Source organism: Fontibacillus phaseoli (assembly GCF_003337355.1).
Lineage (GTDB): Bacteria > Bacillota > Bacilli > Paenibacillales > Paenibacillaceae > Fontibacillus > Fontibacillus phaseoli.
Genome location: NZ_QPJW01000001.1, coordinates 919,222 through 938,624, shown reverse-complemented (window position 1 = coordinate 938,624; position 19,403 = coordinate 919,222). Strand labels below are relative to the sequence as shown.

Genomic DNA, 19,403 nt, shown 5'->3' with positions numbered 1-19,403 from the left:
TGGCTAAAGGCGAATTGACGAAAGGTGATCGGTCTCTCCTCCCAGCAGCGACATCATATCGATGATTTTTTGAAAGAAGGCCTGCCGGTTCTCCCCGCGGTAAATCTCGTTATACAACCTACCGTCTTTAATAAAAAGTACGCGGTGGCAAAAGCTCGCGGCGAAGGCGTCGTGCGTGACCATCAGAATGGTAGTCCGCTCTTCACGGTTCATCATGCCAAAGGCCTCCATGACGTCTTTGGATGCTTTGGAATCGAGATTCCCGGTCGGTTCGTCCGCCAGCACCAGCGAGGGATGGTGGATCATGGCCCGGGCGATCGCGGTCCGTTGCATCTGTCCTCCGGATATTTCCTGAGGATATTTTTTGATCACAGACTCGATACCCAATCTACGCACCATCTCAAGAGAACTGTTCTTCATATCCGCGACGGGTGCACCGTCCAGGGTTAAAGGAAGGACGATATTTTCTTCGACCGTCAAGGTATCGAGCAGGTTAAAATGCTGAAAAATGAAGCCCAGCTCACGTCTCCGGAACAGCGCCATTTCTTCTCTGTCCAGCCCATGCGGATTGTGCCCCCCAATCCTTACAAGGCCCGATGTAGGCTCATCGATCGTCGCGATCACGTTTAGCAATGTCGTTTTTCCGCTTCCCGACGGACCCATAATCCCGACGAATTCCCCTTGCTCCAGGGCAAAACTCACATTATCCAGCGCCCTTGTCGATATCGTTCCTTCATAGATTTTGGATAACTCCCGGACCTCCAAAACAGCCACAGGTGCACCTCCTTGTCGGTGATGTTCTCATTATACCGGTGTCTTAAACAAGCAAACTATGGATCAATCTTACAAACACCTTACTCCTTTGTAAGGTGGCTATGTTCCGTATGGAAGACGAACCTGACGAGCGTACCTTGATGGACGACGGATTCCAGTTCCACCCGGTGGCCCAGTTGATCGCAAATCTGTTTTACGAGATGCAGGCCCATCCCCGTTGATTCTCTAAAGTTTCTCCCGTTCTCACCTGTAAAATAGGCATCAAACACGCGCGGCAAATCGCTGTCCGGTATGCCCACGCCTTCGTCCCGGATTTCCAGAACAGCCTCTTCTTCCCGCCGGAAGCCGCGGATCGTTATGGTCCCCGGTTCTTTTGCGGTATACCTGACCGCATTCGTCAAAATCTGCGTGAGCACAAAAGTCAGCCATTTCTCATCGGTCGCAATGATTATCGGCTCCTGAGCAAAATCCAATTGCGGAAACACTTTGCTGCGGATAAACAGTCGCTTCTGCGCCGACACGGCCGCGCGTACAAGACACTCCATATCCAGTTTCTCCACAACGAAATCATGTGAAAAGGAGTCCAGCCTGGCGGTATATAGCACCAGATCCAGCCCTTTGCGAAGCCGGTCCACCTCATCGCCTATAGCCGTTGAGCGTGAGTCGTCGCTATCCTGAACCATAAGATGAATGACGGCAACCGGCGTCTTCATTTGATGGACCCATTGGGTGATAAACTGAAGATGGTGATTGATTTTATGTTGCTGCCGGTTCAATTCGGATACATAATGGCGGTATTGTTTTTTCAAGAATTGGTGCAATGACTCGGACAGCGGGGTTTGAGGCGACACCTCTTTAAAAGCGTCCAACCCTTCGCCCTGTTCCAGGCAGCGGTAAAACGACCGGTTCGTCAAGTAGCGGAATACGAGATACACCGCCAGCAGGCATCCACTAAGCAGCGCGGCATAAAGCACCATGGCCATGTTGCGGTAGCCGTCCAGCCAGTATACCCCCGAAACGGTCAGTAGCTGGAGGATATAAACCGTAAATAGCGGCCGCTGATCTTTCAGAAACAGCTTCATTGTTTCTCCTCCCAACGGGAGACGAGCCGGTAGCCTTGTCCACGCACGGTCAGAAGCGCATCATCGATGCCCAAAGCGGACAGCTTTTTGCGCACTCGGGTCACATACACATTCAACGTATTGTCGTCCACAAAAGTCTGGTCATCCCATATTTTTTCCAGCAGACGGTCGCGGCTGACGATCTGTTCTCCCCGTTGCATCAGTTCCTCCAGCATTTTCACTTCGGTCAGGCTGAGCTCCACTTTTTCATCGTTCAAGCTTAGATAAAGGCGGTCTTTATCCAACCTTAACCCATCGAAATTCACGCCCCGTTCCCCGCCGGCAACGGCATAAGTCCCGTACGCCCTGCGCAAATGACTCATGATTTTCGCGATCACGATATCATAATCAAACGGTTTCGTTATATAATCATCTCCGCCGTTTTCCAGCGCCATGACCTGGTCCATCTTCCCTTCGCGGGCCGAGATAAACAGGATGGGACATGTGGAGACGTTACGGATCTGCCTGCACCAGTAATACCCGTCGTATTTCGGCAAATTCACGTCAAGCAATACCAGATGCGGGGCTGCCGCTTCGAACTCCCGCTTCACTTGATCAAAGTCTTGTACGGCATGCGTACTATAGCCGAATCTTTGCAAATATTCCTGTAACAGCATGGCAAGCTGATGATCGTCTTCGACGATAAATATTTTGAACATATGATATTCTCCTTTAAGAATAACCTTTACTTGAACCTTAACCCTGACAGCATTGTAACAAAAATAGACCCCAAAAAGGAAATAGAGAGGCACCGCAGCCAGTGCAGCCCTCCCTATCTCTTCTTCTATTTAAAAAAGTCTATCTATTCCAACCATTCAACCACTTCCTGTGCACATCGACGCGTCTTCTCGGATGGGTTATATAAGCGATAGCCAAAAGCAGCCATAACGGAAACGCCAAAATGTTCAGGGTCCATAATCCCCTCCGCAGCTAACAGTTCATTGATCTTCGCTCTGTTGAATCCTTCCATGGGGCAAGAATCAATACCAATTAGAGCGGCCGCAGTCATCATGTTACCTAGTGCAATATAAGTTTGACGGCAGGCCCATTCGAACATTACTCTAGGATCATCTTCGATTGCAAAACTCGTTTTCAAAAAATGGTCATAGTTAGTCCGCTTCGCCTGTAAAGTTTCGGGTGGCAGCTTCTGGACATGCTCCAACATGACCTCAATATAGTCCGAACTGGCGACCATATCCTTCGGTATTCTCGTCAAAATAATCATAAAATGACTGGCTGACAGTAATTGCTTTCTCGCTCCTGATGCATACTCCGCAAGCTTGGAACGTACGTCCTTATTTTGTACAATAACAAACTTCCATGGTTCAAAGCCATACGAGCTTGGAGACAAACGGCCCGTCTCTAATATGTACTCAAAGTCGGCGGCACTTATTTTCTTATCGGGATCAAAATCTTTAGTCGCATGTCTAAAATGAAATGCCGATAGAATCTCATTTTTCTTAATTTCTTGATCCATTATATAAAACTCCTTCGTTATAATTGTCGCTAATTACACTTTATCAGCTATATTATCACATTACATGCTCAAGAGCTCAGTTCGGTTTCATATTGCCCAAGCTTCTCCATTACACCGTCAACCCATTCCCGGTCATCCCACAATTTAGGATTATCAAGGCTTCTTGCCGCAGGATGACCCGTTGCCATCGTGTCTACACCGTCTTTGTTTCCGAAATACAAATCTACTATTTGTAATGACTTATTAACAGATCGAACTAACAGCTTACAGCTCATTCCGGACCCCTGGTTTAAAAAAGATAATTGCAGATGGTAAGTATTGTTATCCAACCTCTTGAACTCTGCTTCCTTAAACTCATTGCTCAGGCCGAAAATCACGCCATTGGCCCCCATCAAGTCCTGCTGTTGTTCCAACTCCAACATTTTATTAGTGAATTGAAGGAGATTTTCATTAGAGATGTAGTTTTCAAACGATACTCGTTCCTGAGTTGCAACAGCTCCGGTATAAAGATTTACGAAGGCTTTTCCGAAGGCCTCCATAGAACTATAATCATCTTCACTTATCTGATCTGCTTGGATTGAAAACTCTTGGTTAGCTAGATCGCGTAATATCTCTGCTGCTGATTTCTCGGGCAAATCAGCAGAAGCTTCTATATTGGATATAGATTTTTCTGTTAAATGATTTTCTTTCTGTGAACAACCTACAAGCACCACAAATGCCAATACTGCAATACCTAACGGGATTTTCTTCATAGTACCACCTTTCCCAAAATTTCTCTCCGGTTTTCCTAATCCCAGAATACACTATATTTCCGCTACATGGGAGAATATGAAAATAGGCTTGTTATCGCATTTGACGATAACAAGCCTATTTTCAGACCAAGGATATCCCTTTACGGGGTTGCTTTTTCAATAAAAACATACTCCCCCGCACCAATATGAATACTCTTTCCTTGTAATCCGATGGAATCCGTTTCAAAAACGACTTGTTTGAATTGATTCTCATCCCCTTGCACGAAATCAAAAGACTGATCTCCAATCTTAAGGGTGAAGGTGTCGTTACCTTCCGACTGTGCAATCGGCAGTCCAAAACACTCTCCCCAATGTTCGGCGGCAGCTGCAGGATCGGAGACGCGGAATATCGCCTTCTTGATTTCGGCTTGACCCGCAGGATGGGATTGAATGACTCCGGATGCGGTTAACCGTTCCAGTCTCTCTTCATCCGTCCCGTTCCATTGAATGACAAACGGATAGACCAGCCCTTGAAAGTCGCCATCAATGGTCATCATCCGCCACTCTATTAATCTGCCCTCGTTATCCAGACGGCGGCCATCGATGATAGGAGATAATGATAAACCTGCCGACTTCAAGGAAGCAGCGGTTTCTTCAATATCATCGGTCCGGATCACAACCCTGCTCAAGACTTCATGACCCGGAAGAACTTTAACCGCATCCCTCACAACGACATTGTGCTCGGTTGCCTTCGCTAACTCCAGATTCTCAATACCGAGAAACTCGATATAGGTTAGCCCAAAATAACTTAAGGCATTATAGGTTCCCCAATCCTTATGAGAACCCCCCTTAAAAGCAACCAAACCATGATCTCCGAAGATCTCAACCGGTTTATCCAGATCATTGACATAATGAACCAAATGATCCCATTTCATGATGGCCATTATTCCTTCACTCCCAGCTCGGTAGTCCGCTTTACGGCTGCCAATACGCTTCTCTGCAGTCCGGCCGCGAAGTCGCTGTTGTTCAGTTCGTATAACCCATGCATGCCGACACCGCCGGGTGAATTGTTAATATCGAGCAGCTGTCTTGGGTGCAGGCCGGTTTGCTGCAGCATCATTACCGCCCCCATCATATTCTCCAACGCTACCTTCCATGCCTGTTCCCGCGGCAGTCCGGCAAGGACACCGGCATCCACGAATGATTCAATGAAATAATAGATATAGTTAGGCCCGGCCACACCGAACCCGGTGAAGATATCGATGTACGACTCCTCCAGATACTGCACTTTGCCGAACCCGAGCAGGAAATCCTCTACTTGATCACGAATGACGTAGGCATTTAAGGCGACGCCGCTATATCCGTAACCCGTATCGGTTAATGTATTGGGAATGACCCGGGTAATCGGGCGCTCCGTTCCAAAATAACCGCCTAACTTCTCAATCGTTACCCCCGCCACAATCGACACGACTGTGGCAGTAGGTGAAGCGAATTGTTGTACGATTTGTCCGAGTGCATTCAAATCATCCTGCGGACGAACTGCAATCACGATCAATTCTGCCGCAGAAAGACCTTGCTCTTGCGAACTTTCTGTATTTACGCTGTACTTTGCCTTCAACAACTGAAGACGTGCTTCGTTAATATCCGATACGCTGATTTGATCTGCAGATAGGGTACCCTTGGCAATGCTTGCGCGGATGATCGCTTCCGCCATCTGTCCTCCGCCAATAAAATGAATCTTTTTCTGTGTCACTTGCGCTCACTTCCTTACTTAATTGTTCTTCCATGCTTCCGGCAGAATGAAACCGTCATACTTTTCCAGACCAAGGATATATTCCTCAAACTCTTTGGATTCATACGCAGCCTTCAAGTCTTTGGCCCACTGGGAATTTTCATCCTTTTTGTTAACCGATACGATGATTCTGTGCTGCATTGGCGTATTTTCGATTTTAAGAGCATCCGTAATCTTTCTGTCCGGTGAATTCGCAATGTAATTACCGTTTACAACACCATAATCTACGTCTTGAAGGGAGACCAGAATTTGAGCGGGGTCCAGCACTTTAATATCGATATTGAACTTATCCGGCTCCATACTGTTAATGTTGAAATCCGCTACCCCTGCTCCTTCTTTAATTTTGATCCAGCCCAATTCTTCCAGAATACGAAGTGCACGCTCCTGGTTCACCGGATCGTTGGGAACAGCCACCGTCGTACCGTCTTTGACATCATCAAGAGTCGTATGATTTACGGAATAAAGACCTTGCGGGGCACCTGGCACATATGCAATTCCAGTCATATCCGCATTAATTTCTTCATTAATGGCCTCCATGTAGGCCGTACTTTGAAAGATACTTGCGTCAATGGAGCCTTCCTTCATTGCCGGATTGACCTGCATGTTTTGCGAGAAGGTTTTAATATCAACGGTATAGCCTTGTTTCTCCAGGATCGGCAGAATCGATTGACGGAATTGTTCCTCGTAGGTACCGACACCAAATCCAACTGTGATTTTTTTCTTGTCTCCAGCATTATCGGCTTGCTTATTGCCGCAAGCCGTCAACACCGCCAAAACACCTATCAACATCACTAACATGAACTTTTTCATACACTCATCTCCTATTCAAATATCGATCTTTTTAATTGTTCCAATGCCTCATCCGTTACATTTAACGGAATTGCACAATTTGGCGAGAGGATAAAGGGCTGGTCTTTCATTAAGGTCAAAGCTTCTTTAGCTTGCTTGCGAATTTGTCCAATGTCGTTTACGGCAAACAATCCATGATCAATCCCGCCTACTTTAGTAGCTTTGAGATTTGCTTCCAACCCCGGATTTCCTTCGGCTATAGTATCCCAACTGATCCCGTCAATCCGATAATCGTTGAATTTCTCGGGCTGCGCATGGGCACCGCAAGTATGAAGGATGTTTTTCCCGTAGCTAGCGGCCTCCAAAACAATAGAATCATAAGGTCTGGACAGCTCATCAAACATCGCTTCATCAAATAATCCGGGATGCGCCGTACCCGTCACCGCATAGAACAAACCATCCGAACCCGCTTTCTGCAACTCTTGCACATAATCGGCCAAGGTTAGCGAAATCGCATGCAACGCATGGTGGGCCGCCGCTCTATGTTCTTTAAACAACGAATCCAAAGTAACGGGTTGCTCGATGCCGAACACGGTTTTTGTTACATAAGCCGAACGCCCTACGATAAACAGCAACACCGTTAATGGCGAAAATACCGTTTGGATTAACGGAGTGTCCGGTAACCCTTGGCGGATTTTCCTAACCGCCTCCAAATGCTCCTGCAAGGATGCGGTTTGGGTTGCCTTTTTCACTTCGAGATCCCAAAGATTGTCGGCTACAGGAACAACCGTCGTTTTCTGCCTAGGAAATACGGTCTGATAATCCGTAAAGTCATACTGATTTCCCCAGGCTTCAGCCAAGTAGGTCGCTCTTGGGTTGATTTTGACCCAATCCCAATCATATTTTTTCGTAAAAGAAATCGTTGTTGCCGCCAAATCTTCATCATTTTGTTCCTTGTCGATAAAATGACGCCATCCGCTGACAATATGACGATCCGCACGTTCTCCGGATAATAGGGCATTAAATCGATCTTGCTTACTCCATTCACTCATCTGTCGATCCCTCCTTGTGTTAGTAATCACTAATAACGGCGAATTTTTCTTGCCAGCATGTTGCCTAAAGATTGAATGCCTTGTACCAAAATGATGAGAATAAACACGGTAGCCACCACGACTACAGTGTCAAATCGTTGGTATCCATAAACTATAGCCAAGTCTCCAACTCCTCCGCCGCCTACGGTTCCGGCCATGGCGGTTGCACCGATCAACCCGATCGTTGCCGTGGTCAAAGACAGGATCAAGGAGCCTACCGCTTCCGGCAACATAAAATACCAGATAACTTGTAAAGGGGTTGCCCCCATCGCTTCAGCGGCTTCAAGAATTCCCGGGTTCACTTCCAGCAGGGAGTTCTCTACCAAACGTGCGATGTAGGGCGCGATATAGATTATCAGCGGCACGATCGCCGCGCTTGTCCCAATCGAAGTTTGAACAATGAGCCGGGTAAACGGAATAATCGCAACCAGCAAAATAATAAAGGGCAGCGAGCGAACGATGTTGATAATCGGGTTTAGTATGGCGTAAAGCGCTCTGTTCTCCAAAACCCCACCTGAACGAGTGATTACAAGTAATATCCCTAAAGGGATTCCTAGAAGGGAACCCACAAAAAGGGATACCCCTACCATTTGAATGGTTTCTATGATGGCTTTCAGAAATTGATCACTTGTTATTGTGGTTGAAAACATTTGATTCTACCTCCTCTACATTAACCCCATGTCTTTTCAAGAAAGCCAATGCATTCTCAACCTGCGATCTATCGCCGTGAATTTGAATGATCGCCGTTCCCAGTGTCGTTTCTTGAATCTCCGTCATATTCGCAAATAAAATATTGACCTTGATTTCAAAGGAACGAATCATCTCGTACAGAATAGGCTCAGATGCGCTTTCCCCGACAAAATTGAGTTTATAGAGCAGACTTCCGCGCTCTGCTTTTAATGATTTTTGAACGCTCGACGTCATGCTGTTTTGAATAACCGTCTTCACAAAATTTTTCGTGGTCTCATGTTTGGGATGGCCGAATACATCCAGAACGCTTCCTTGTTCTATAATTCGTCCCTCTTCCATCACGGCCACCTTGTTACAAATCTCTTGAATGACGGACATTTCATGCGTAATGATCATCACGGTAATGTTATATTCGGCATTGATTCTTTTCAAAAGCTGTAAAATCGATTGCGTTGTCTGCGGATCCAAGGCGGAAGTCGCTTCGTCACACAGGAGAATAGATGGATTCGAGGCAAGCGCTCTGGCAATTCCGACCCGCTGCTTCTGTCCACCCGATAATTCGCTGGGGTAACTTCCGGCTTTGTCACTTAATCCAACAAACTCCAGCAGTTCCAATACCCGCTGACGGATTTCTTGTTTATTCTTTTTCAGTAGAACTAGAGGAATCGCAACATTATCGAATACTTTTTTGGATTCCAGCAGGTTAAAATGTTGAAAAATCATGCCTATATTTTTCTTGGCCGTTCGCAGCTCTTTATCGTTATAGGTTCCTAAATCATGCCCATCTACAAAGACCTGTCCTTCCGTAGGTCTTTCCAAATAATTGACTAAACGAATCAATGTGCTTTTCCCCGCGCCGCTATAGCCGATCACCCCGAAGATGTCGCCTTTTTCTACCTTTAAATCGATCCCCTTCAGCGCATCAATCGCGATCCCTTTCCGAGTGAACGTTTTGTAAACATTCTTTAATTCAATCATGTTCATTCCCCTCAATCATTTTGTAGAGTTAGGATTAAGCTTTCCCTTGCAGCTTCGCAAGTGCTTGTTCTGCCAAGTTAGCGAAATATTTAGCGGCAGGTAGTATAGCTGTCTCATCCACGTCGAAACGCGGGTGATGCAAAGCATAGGCCGGTCCTGTTCCGATATTTACAAACGCCCCCGGGATCTGCTGTAAATAGAATGAGAAATCTTCTCCGCCCATTTGGAGCGGGATATCATGCACATCATATCCGGCTTCTAAAGCGACCTCTTTGGCAAAATCAGCCCATTCCCCGTGATTTATCGTTGCCGGCGGGCCCGGATACCAATGCAACTGCGCCTCAGCCCCGGCTCCTGCGGCAATCCCTTCGATAATTCGCGTCATTTGCAGCGGAATTTGACGGCGAATCTCTTCATTATATGTTCGAACCGTACCTTCCAATTCGACTTTTTCCGGCAATACATTCCAGGTGAACCCCCCGTTAATTCGGGTAACACTTAACACAACCGGCTCTATCGTATTATTTTGACGGCTTACGATGGTTTGCAGCATGGTAATGATTTGAGCCGCAGTCACAATGGCATCCACCCCTTTTTCCGGAGTGGCGGCATGAGCGCCAACGCCTTTCACAGTTATCTCAAACCGGTCAACACCTGCCGTTAAAGCCCCGGTTCTCGTTCCAAAAGCTCCCGTAGGCAGATCCGGTGAATTGTGCAAACCGAATATGGCAGCTACATCCTTTAAACCTCCGGATGCCAATACGTTTTCCGCCCCGTGTCCTGTTTCTTCCGCAGGCTGGAACAATACTCTAACCCTTCCCGTCAATTCGCTTTCACGTTCTTTCAACAACAAGGCTGCGCCTAAGATGGTAGCGGTGTGAAAGTCATGACCGCATGCATGCATTTTCCCTGGAATCTCTGATGCAAAAGGCAATTCTGTTTGTTCTTCTATCGGAAGTGCATCTATATCACAACGAATAGCCACAATAGGACCACTGCCTTGTCCGATCTCTGCGATCAGCCCGGTTTCCAAAGGAAGGTCCAGGATATGTATATTCGCATTTGTCAGCCATTCCCGCAGTTTCCCTGTTGTTTTAAACTCTTCATAGGCCAACTCCGGTTCTCGATGCAGGTTTCTTCGAACCTCGATCAATCGACTGGTTAAAGCTTGGTCTTTCTCATTAAGTGGATTCATTGAAGAGTACTCCCCTTTCATTATGAATCGATACGGTCGATTCCCTTGATATATTTAAGCGCTGTGGATAAACTGCTTAAAATATGGTCACGCATTGCTTGTTCCGCACCGTCTTCATTCTTGTCCGCTATCATTTGCAAAATATAATTATGTTCTTCGTCCGCTTGTGTGTTCCAATCCCCATGCATGGAAACATAGCGGCAGTAGCGTAGCGAATGGCCTCTTAATTGATTCAGAACTTTTTCGAACGTTTTAAGTTCGCTTATTTCATATAAATAATCATGGAATTCAAAGCCATACGATACAAAATCCTGTTTCTCACCCAGTTGAAAGGAATGTTTGATTCGTTCCATCATCGTCGTTAAATGTTGAATATCTTTGTCAGAAGCATTCTTAGCCGCACTTCTTGCAATATAGCCTTCGAGCATGCTGCGGATCAGAAACACCTCTTCAACCTCTTTGATCGTGATGGAGGCTACCCGCAACCTTCCATTTGTCTGACGAACGAGAAAATCCTCGTTCTCCAATCTCTGAATGGCCTCTCTTAGCGGAGTGCGGCTTACCCCGAGCAGCGCCGCCAGATTTTCTTCGTTTACCGCTTGATTCGGCTCTAACTCACTATCAATAATTTTTTGTTTTAATGCATAGTAGGTATTATCCTTTGACAACCTTCGGGATCTTATCACCATACCTCTATTGCTCCTCATCGAAATTTATAGGTGCCTGAAAAAAATTGTATAATTGTATACAATTATGAAATTAAGAGTTCAATGGATTGTTGAAGCTATTATCTAAACCATCTTTCCGTTAGCTTTTTTCATACTATAAACCCATTATCCCACCTAGTCAAGTAGGATTTATAGGTGAATAATAAATTATTCGACATAATCCGTCAAACACGCAACATTATCCGGAAATTAAAGATTAATAAGAAAAAACAAGCTCCTGTGACGAACCAAGGAAGCTTGTTTATCAATCAATATATATCGGCTCAATAGGTAAACATCACCAAACAGCAATTGATGCCTATCCCTCCGCCTGCCCCGATTTCCACGCCATATTCAGACCGAGCATGACAAACCATGCGGAGAAAACCAACTGGGAAACAAAGACCATCACCGATCCAATCAGCCAAGGATAGGCCCCGACCAGTTCCAACAGACCTGCCGTAAATCCGAAATAGGCCATAGGCTTCCCAAGTATACTTTTTCCAATAACAAGACACAAAATGATGGTTGCCATGCCCAGTATGATCGCTACAGAGTGCAAACCTCCATAGTAGATGCTGAGTACCAGCTTGTAGATCTCCGGCGAAAGTTCAATCTCATAAACGGGATAGACCAAGCGCCCCAGGATTACGACCAATAAGATATTGACCGGCACGGTAGCAGCCAATAGACCGCATCCCAGTACTGTTTTGATTTTGTCCGCCTTCACCAATATCCGGTACAAAGCAAAGAGGGAGGGGATCAATAACAATGCGGCGAAAAACATCAGTTCGTCCGCCATGGAGATGTTAAACCGCCATTCCTGCAGCCATTTTACCAAGTCCGCATCGCTAAGCGGCAGAGTGGGGATGGGCAGAACAAACAGATATTGGGCGAAAAAGAGAATACCTGAAAGGATGAATGTAATTCCGCCAAATTTGATCGCGCCGATTTTTGGTTTCATGCAGGCTCATCTCAATTCCATAGATATTCTATTCATAATTTAATGCCTACTGCCAAAACATCGCAGATATTCCTGTAAATCTTGACCCACACGAACATCCCATCAACGGGAGGTTCGTGTGGGTCAATAACTAGCTATGCACAATAGATAAGAAAAATGCTTGGCGATTTCAAAAGCCTCTTCTGACCAAGGGAACCAGTTCACCGGGTTATGTGCGTGTTGCAGCAGATATGGTGATTTTCCCTTGACTGTGAGTTGTCATGGGTCATTACCTTGTCTCGGTATGATTGGTTAAAGTAAAGCTTAGGTTATTTTACACGAGAGGGAAAATCATAGAATAAATAACAAAATATACTTCTAATTGTTATCTTTACCAATTCGCTTTATGTATTCAATAAAATAATATCTTTCCCAAATTGGTTCAAGTAGTTTAATAACTTCTTTAATGACTATTTTATTTAGATTATTTATTGCACTTTTACATTTAAGTGCTTCAATATAGCACTTAAATAACTCACCAATCTGCCCCAAAGTTATATTTTCTTCAACGATAGTCTCTAATTTATGATTAATTAAAGCTATTGCATCCATATGATCATTTTTTTCAAGCATAGAATAATCAATTTGCTTTCTTATGTAATAGTAAGAGTAGTTTGGTAACTCTATATTCATCAGAATATACTTTATTCCTAAAAAAATAGATTTGATCTCTTCTAGAGATAAAGAAATCCTTGGGTTAGTACTAAAAAACATCTGTAATGAATACATCTCAGATAACAAATCATCAGCACTGTCAATAAGTTCAAAGTCTCTTGTTATCTGAAAACTAGAACTTATTATGTAGTTGTCAATTTTAAAATTGTTACTGAATTCAAGAAAATCCATACTTTTTCCAAACCAGCGTTTCTTTATATTGACTAGTTCATAATAATAGACTACATAAGGAATAAACTTTTCTGTCAACCAATGAAATGTCTGTTCCGCCGTCCAAGGTTCTTCGTCAATTATAAATCGATTATCATACCTCTTCCATTTAATCCATAAAGTTTCATCGGGATTCATATAAGATGCATAATGATACGATTCTATGTTCTCAGGTTCTAGTCTTGTCAAGATTATACGATTTGGATAAAGCATTATAGTGCCATTTGTACGATTAAATATATGCCATTCTGAATTTCCATTTGCATAATCAAATTCCCACGAAAACTCAATCATCTTCCTCCATAAACTTCTTTTAATTTCAATAAGTTTTACTGAACATTCATATGGATCAAACTCACAAAAATTTGATACTCCCCATTTGTTTTCAATTGATTGAAATCGTCTAACAAAAACTCCTCCAAAGTCATCAACTATTTTACATAGTTCTTCAACTTCTTCTTCCTTTAATGTAAAGCGATTATTACCAAGTTGTATATAATACAGATTTGGAAGATTAAAATGCTTACCTACTATAAAACCTCTTTTCTCTAATTTGTAATCAGTATTCAAACCTAAAAACAGTTGTTGGGTAATTTGTTTATGAGAAAGTGTGATCATACAGTCGCTAACAAAGACACTCCTGAATTCAAAACAACAACTACCACACTGCTCATAAGGCCTAGGTAAAAATGCCATAAGACTTACCGAAGGCAGACTTCTTGAAAAATTCTCAGATGTAACTTCTCTTTTTTTCTCAAAAGGACCAAATTGTTCAGGTAATAATTCTACTATTTTTGAAAACTCTATCCTTGGGTTATTTGAACTACTAATGTAAGCGCTTATTGCTGTAAGATATCTTTCGAAATCTTTAAAATTCCTCAACTCTTGGATTCTTTTTATTATTTCTGGAGCTTTTTCTTTTGCCCGATTTATTAAAAAAATTGCGTGTGGTACTTCGTATAATTTGTTGCTTTTTAATAAATTTATCTTCCAGGTTGCAGGAACCAAATTATACAAATGATTTATGTCTACATCATGGCCAAGTACTCTCTTATATTCATTTAGTTCGTCTAATTTACCTTCATAAGATTGCGGAACTATATGATCTATTGTTGCATTAAACACATTCAATGATTTTTCAGTATAATAGCACTGAAAACCGTGTGCTTCCAAAATTGCATAACGAACAATAGGATCTTTAGGATTAACCTCCATTCATAAAGCCCCCATTTCAATAGTAATTTTTTGTTTCCTGCAAGCGAATTTTATTTGCGGCTGATTCTGATTTCTTCTAAAATGGATATAGAATTAGTAGAAGGTTCCTCTACATTATGTACCTTTATTATAAATTAGCCACTTATTGAAAAAAAAGTGGATACATTATATTGGTGAATTTTTTTATTATTTAGAATTTTTTCGCAATAAAGCTATCTTGGCTTTGTCAAAAGCTTGTTCCGACCAAGGAAACCAGTCAACTGAATTTTGAGCATCTTGGAGCAAGTACGGCGATTTTCCATTGGCTAATCTATTGGGTACTTTTAGAGTTGTCATGGGGTACCATCTCCTTTAAGCAAATTTCGAGCTTAAGGATATTTTACGCATATCGGCATCACTACTTATTCTGTTATAGGGTATACTAATTAGGATAACTTTCCATTAACGAAATTAATATAAATTAGCGTAATTAACCAATTGCCTAACGTAAGGGTGAATAAAATGTTTAATTATCACAATTTAAATGACGTCGAATTTGAAGAACTATGTAAAGATGTAATGGAGAGGAAACTCTCCGCTTCCTTGCGATTATTTTCGAGGGGAAGAGATGGGGGTATTGATTTAACAGACAATACTTACACACACAATATTATCGTGCAAGTCAAGCATTACATTAGAAGCAAGTATTCCAATCTTCGCACGTCTCTAAGAAATGAAGTCGAGAAGGTTCGTATGTGGCACCCTAATCAATATTTTGTATGTTGTGGGATGGAACTGACTGATGGAAACATCAGAGAAATATACGAGATGTTTTTGGATTTCATGCCGACAGATAAAAATGTAGTTACTTTAAACGAAATTGATGAATTTCTTCAAAATCCAGAAAATACAGACATAGTTAGAAAGCATCATAAGTTATGGTTGTATTCTTCAAATATTTTAAGTGAAGTATATAACCAAAATATATTTATAGACTGTGAAACACTTTTTTGTGATATAGATGAAGATAGTAGATTTTTTGTGCCAACCAAAATTTACGAGCAATGTGTCGAACTTTTAGATAATAATGGATTACTCATGATAACAGGAGGGCCAGGAGTCGGTAAAACCATTACCTCAAAAATGCTTGTTTTATACTACGCCACCCAAGGTTATAGAGTAAGATATACAACCAACGGAGATATCAACGACATTAAAAAATCACTCTCAAGTGAAAAAGAAACCAAAGAAATAGTGTTGTTAGATGATTGCCTTGGCCAACACTATTTTAATATGAAACAAACTCAAGAAAATGAGTTACTCTCTTTGATAAAATATGTGAAATTATCAAATAATAAGAAACTTATTTTGAATTCAAGAATTACTATTTTTAATGAAGCAAAAGAACGATCTATAGACTTCAATATTTTCTTTCAACAAAAAAAAATAAGAATTTACACTATTAACATGGATGATATAACTCCACTTGAAAAAGCCAAAATATTTTACAATCACTTGAAATTCAAAAATATACCAAGCGATTATTACAATTCAATAAAAGAAAACAAACATTATTTAAAAATTGTTCAACATAAAAATTACACACCACGCATTATAGAGCATGTTACCTATGAGCATAACTACTTAAAAGAAACGCCAACTCTGTATTTTAACTATATTTTTGATACTCTTGCGAACCCAAATGATATTTGGAAAAATGAATTTGAACAACGACTTCTAGATATTGATAGGGCTTTTTTATCAACTTTATATTCTTTAACTGATACTAATGTTGAACATGACATTTTTAAAAAATGCTTCTATAAACGTCTATCAAGAATGAAAAATATTGATTTTACAATTGACAATTGGAGTTTGGTATTATCACGTCTAAACCAGTCCATCATTAATATTATTGATTTAAAAGGTAAGAAACACATTGGAGTAATTAACCCTTCTGTTAATGATTACCTTAAAATTGTTTTTATGAATAACTCATTAGAATTAGATGAAGTTCGCAATTCAATATGTTATTTCGCGCAATTTGAGCGATGCTACTCAAAAGAGGAACTCCCCCACATTTATCATCAGTACATTGTTAGCGAAAAAATTAACGAGATTGAGTTTTTTAGTGTAGATCAAAAAAATTATTTTATTACAGCTCAAATTTGTAAAAATGGAATAATTAATGTAAATTATAGCGAAATTATTACCGATTATTTAAACAATTCATATTGCTATAACTATTCAACTGTTAATTGGTTGACTCATTTTGAGATAATCAATAGTTTACTTAGTGATGAATTATACTCATTTTATTCAATTAATCAATTTATCAACAAACAAGACAATATTAAGAATTTAATGTGTAATTTAAATTTGGATGAATTAATTTTCACCATAAATCTATTAAATGATTTTTTTAAAATCAAAAAGATGAATTTCTATTGGTTTAAGTTGATTTGCAAAGAATTGATGGAGGATACGATAATAGATTATATAGAAAATATAGACACCTCGGATTATTGTGATAACTACGATATTGGTGAGTTGATTAGAGAAAATACGAAGAGATACTGGTTTAGAGGCGATGAAGAAGATGATATTGATAAAGACTCTGCAGTGTCCGATTTGGAGAAAAAAATAAGTGCAGATATCGAAAAGGAGATTCAAGAAAAACTATCTTCATTAGAAGAAAATATAATCAATATTTTAACTCTACCAGAATCATATAGCCTTAATACAATTGGAATTGAAAATGCAATTGATTCCTATTTAAAAGATACCGATTACGACGATTATGACCGTTATAGTTCAAGTGAGGTATTTATCACTGAAATTGAAGCTATATTTGAACGTTAAATTTTATCAAACCTCTGGAACTTATTCCAGAGGCTCATATTTTTGCCAAGGTAACCATAATAAAGTTGGATTACCATAATAGTTAGAATGTTTATGCTACATTAAAGCAGTACTAAAATTTAATTGGGGAATACCATTTACAAAAAGGTCACTTTTTTTCAAAGTACCTTTCTTATGCATCAAAGTTCAAACCTATTTTGAAATAAACATCAGGAGAAAAGTTCATATTCTATAAAAAAATCTCCACTTCAAAATCTTCAAACCATTCTTCTTCCAATAAATGTTTTTTGACCAATTTTGGATTTTCAGAATAAGCAGTAATAGCAAGACTTTTTTCTGCACGACTGCATGTAACATAAAATAAACGTCTTGTTCGCTCAATACTTGTATCTTTACCTGCTGCTTCATTCTCTATATCTGCTCTGGTTCTTTCTTTTGCCCCAAATAACTTATCATAGCTAAACAAAAAACCGCGCGCTTCGTTATCATCAATAATTACCATCACACGTGGAAATTCAAGCCCTTTAACTCCTTGGTGAGTCATAAATTTCAATTTACCCTTTACATAAGAATCATATGCTGATATCTGGCTAAAAGGAGCATTTAAACATTCAGACCAAGCACTTATTAAGTCGTTTTCATGAAAATCACTTGGATTTCCCTCATTATCCTGATCATTTTCATTTATGTCAATAGTAAATGGGTGTAAACTTTCTGGAATATCAAACAAATTCAATTCTTTTACACACTTTAAAACATCAACGCAACGTGGATTATTATCTTCACTCCAGAGGGAGAGGAACTGATTTATCGATTCTTTTGCCTCTTTGATTTTTAATAGTTGTTCAGTTTCATTTTTTTGAATCTTTAATAAAGGAGAATATTTTCTTACAGTATTGGTTATGGCAAATTCATCTCCATTTTTATTTGCTTGCACTATAGGTAGAATAACTTGTGTGAAAAATGTCAGTTCCGGAAGTGAACCATCCAATAGCCCAGTTTTTAAGTTATCCATCTGGTAAAGCGGTCGAAAAAACTCTAAAAAACCTAATCGATTAGCAGCCATATGATGTTCAAGAATTAGTGTTGTGTAATCTGCATCAGTACCAGACCATTGTTTATCACCAGTAATTTCTGACATTCTATCTTCAACCATTTTTTCTGCCTTAGCTTTATCAGTATTGAGAGGGAATACAAAAAAACGAGCAAAACCAAATTCTTTATCCGTTCTTGCCCTCTGCTGTTGACCATCCACAATATAACGGATTCTATTTAACACCTCAACGATTCTTGGTGCGCAACGATGGTTCATTATTTTTATAGGTTTTTCCCATATTTCCGGTAAATTCAATCCCAAATCCAGTTTACCATCAGAATATATCCTTTGCATTGTATCACCAAACAAACCTAGTAAAAAAACACCAGTGTTTTTCTTTTCAACTTCAAACAGCGCGTCAATTAAATCTTTGTTAGTATCCTGACTTTCATCAATGAATAAAATAGGATATTTATTAATTAATATCTTTTGCATTAATGGCTTATTGTTTATGAAATAAGCACCAATATTTATTACCTCAGTGTGACTTAAAGATGATCTATCTTGATTAAGACCAGAAGGATTATACGTAAACTGTTTAACTTTATCAATATTTCGAAGGCGAATTTCCTTAGTTTCAATACTTAATTGGCGTTCAATGAAAATTTTCGTTCCAAACCGTCCATTTTCTTGTTTTATTTTTAATTCTTCAATTTGTGTTTTCAAACTGGTACATAGCCAGTCTCTAATATCCGTGTCAAATCCTCTTATTAACTCCCAGATAAAGGTGTGAATAGTAGAAACGGAGAATAGAGGATCATAGTCAAGCCGACGACCAATTTCATCGCAAGCAGCGTTAGTATACGTAATAACTGCTACACTTTGCCCTCTAAATCGCAAATGTTGATAATATAGTTTTCGAATTTGATTTAATGCAAAAACAAGTGATCTAGTTTTTCCTGATCCAGCTCCCGCAAATAGAAAGAAGCTTTTTGGATTATTAAAATTCAAACAACTAATAATTTCTTTATCCACATGATTATCAATAAAATCATCTTTATTTTGGTCTATATCCATT

At 40.6% G+C, this 19,403-nt stretch carries 17 protein-coding genes and 2 pseudogenes; 1 reads left to right on the top strand and 18 read right to left on the bottom strand.

Annotated features, from left to right (window positions below):
- Positions 1-3 precede the first annotated feature (3 nt).
- From DFP94_RS04675 to DFP94_RS04595, 17 genes and pseudogenes are all read right to left on the bottom strand, one after another.
- Positions 4-774, bottom strand: coding sequence for an ABC transporter ATP-binding protein (locus DFP94_RS04675; RefSeq protein WP_114495242.1), 771 nt, complete (start codon positions 772-774; stop codon positions 4-6).
- A gap of 80 nt (positions 775-854) precedes the next feature.
- A complete protein-coding gene (locus DFP94_RS04670) occupies positions 855-1,856 on the bottom strand; it encodes a sensor histidine kinase (RefSeq protein WP_114495241.1) in 1,002 nt (333 codons plus the stop codon).
- Entirely contained in the window at positions 1,853-2,554 is a 702-nt protein-coding gene (locus tag DFP94_RS04665; protein WP_114495240.1) for a response regulator transcription factor, read from the bottom strand. The genes DFP94_RS04670 and DFP94_RS04665 overlap by 4 nt, the downstream gene beginning before the upstream one ends.
- A 143-nt stretch (positions 2,555-2,697) precedes the next feature.
- Positions 2,698-3,372, bottom strand: a complete 675-nt coding sequence (locus tag DFP94_RS04660) for an NAD(P)H-dependent oxidoreductase (protein WP_114495239.1) — start codon at positions 3,370-3,372, stop codon at positions 2,698-2,700.
- Positions 3,373-3,440: 68 nt separating this feature from the next.
- Positions 3,441-4,124, bottom strand: coding sequence for a hypothetical protein (locus DFP94_RS04655; RefSeq protein ID WP_114495238.1), 684 nt, complete (start codon positions 4,122-4,124; stop codon positions 3,441-3,443).
- Positions 4,125-4,264: 140 nt separating this feature from the next.
- Positions 4,265-5,047, bottom strand: a complete 783-nt coding sequence (locus tag DFP94_RS04650) for a VOC family protein (protein WP_114495237.1) — start codon at positions 5,045-5,047, stop codon at positions 4,265-4,267.
- Positions 5,047-5,856, bottom strand: a complete 810-nt coding sequence (gene proC, locus DFP94_RS04645) for a pyrroline-5-carboxylate reductase (RefSeq protein WP_114495236.1) — start codon at positions 5,854-5,856, stop codon at positions 5,047-5,049. The genes DFP94_RS04650 and proC overlap by 1 nt, the downstream gene beginning before the upstream one ends.
- Positions 5,857-5,874: 18 nt before the next feature.
- Positions 5,875-6,705 (bottom strand): MetQ/NlpA family ABC transporter substrate-binding protein, encoded by an 831-nt coding sequence (locus tag DFP94_RS04640; RefSeq protein WP_114495235.1) that lies wholly within the window; start codon positions 6,703-6,705, stop codon positions 5,875-5,877.
- A gap of 11 nt (positions 6,706-6,716) precedes the next feature.
- Positions 6,717-7,736 (bottom strand): uroporphyrinogen decarboxylase family protein, encoded by a 1,020-nt coding sequence (locus DFP94_RS04635; RefSeq protein ID WP_114495234.1) that lies wholly within the window; start codon positions 7,734-7,736, stop codon positions 6,717-6,719.
- A 29-nt stretch (positions 7,737-7,765) separates the two neighbouring features.
- Entirely contained in the window at positions 7,766-8,425 is a 660-nt protein-coding gene (locus tag DFP94_RS04630) for a methionine ABC transporter permease (RefSeq protein WP_114495233.1), read from the bottom strand.
- Positions 8,400-9,443: a methionine ABC transporter ATP-binding protein gene (locus DFP94_RS04625; protein ID WP_114495232.1), complete on the bottom strand. Its 1,044-nt coding sequence runs from the start codon at positions 9,441-9,443 to the stop codon at positions 8,400-8,402. Before DFP94_RS04625 ends, DFP94_RS04630 begins: the two co-directional genes overlap by 26 nt.
- 34 nt (positions 9,444-9,477) lie before the next feature.
- A complete protein-coding gene (locus DFP94_RS04620; RefSeq protein WP_114495231.1) occupies positions 9,478-10,638 on the bottom strand; it encodes an amidohydrolase in 1,161 nt (386 codons plus the stop codon).
- 20 nt (positions 10,639-10,658) lie between these two features.
- Complete coding sequence (locus DFP94_RS04615; RefSeq protein ID WP_114495230.1) at positions 10,659-11,327, bottom strand: GntR family transcriptional regulator; 669 nt, start codon at positions 11,325-11,327, stop codon at positions 10,659-10,661.
- A gap of 337 nt (positions 11,328-11,664) precedes the next feature.
- Positions 11,665-12,309, bottom strand: coding sequence for a hypothetical protein (locus tag DFP94_RS04610; RefSeq protein WP_114495229.1), 645 nt, complete (start codon positions 12,307-12,309; stop codon positions 11,665-11,667).
- Positions 12,310-12,468: 159 nt separating this feature from the next.
- A pseudogene (locus DFP94_RS04605) lies at positions 12,469-12,558 on the bottom strand (DUF255 domain-containing protein); the annotation flags it as partial.
- 108 nt (positions 12,559-12,666) lie between these two features.
- Entirely contained in the window at positions 12,667-14,448 is a 1,782-nt protein-coding gene (locus tag DFP94_RS04600) for an HNH endonuclease (protein WP_114495227.1), read from the bottom strand.
- Between the two features lie 216 nt (positions 14,449-14,664).
- Positions 14,665-14,784: pseudogene (locus DFP94_RS04595) on the bottom strand (DUF255 domain-containing protein); the annotation flags it as partial.
- Positions 14,785-14,949: 165 nt separating this feature from the next.
- On the opposite strand from DFP94_RS04595, the gene DFP94_RS04590 reads away from it, so the two are divergent.
- Positions 14,950-17,289, top strand: coding sequence for an nSTAND3 domain-containing NTPase (locus tag DFP94_RS04590; protein ID WP_114495225.1), 2,340 nt, complete (start codon positions 14,950-14,952; stop codon positions 17,287-17,289).
- A 229-nt stretch (positions 17,290-17,518) separates the two neighbouring features.
- On the opposite strand, the gene DFP94_RS04585 is transcribed toward DFP94_RS04590, so the two are convergent.
- On the bottom strand, positions 17,519-19,402 hold the full coding sequence (locus tag DFP94_RS04585; protein ID WP_220270888.1) for a UvrD-helicase domain-containing protein: 1,884 nt from the start codon (positions 19,400-19,402) through the stop codon (positions 17,519-17,521).
- Between the last annotated feature and the right edge of the window lies 1 nt (position 19,403).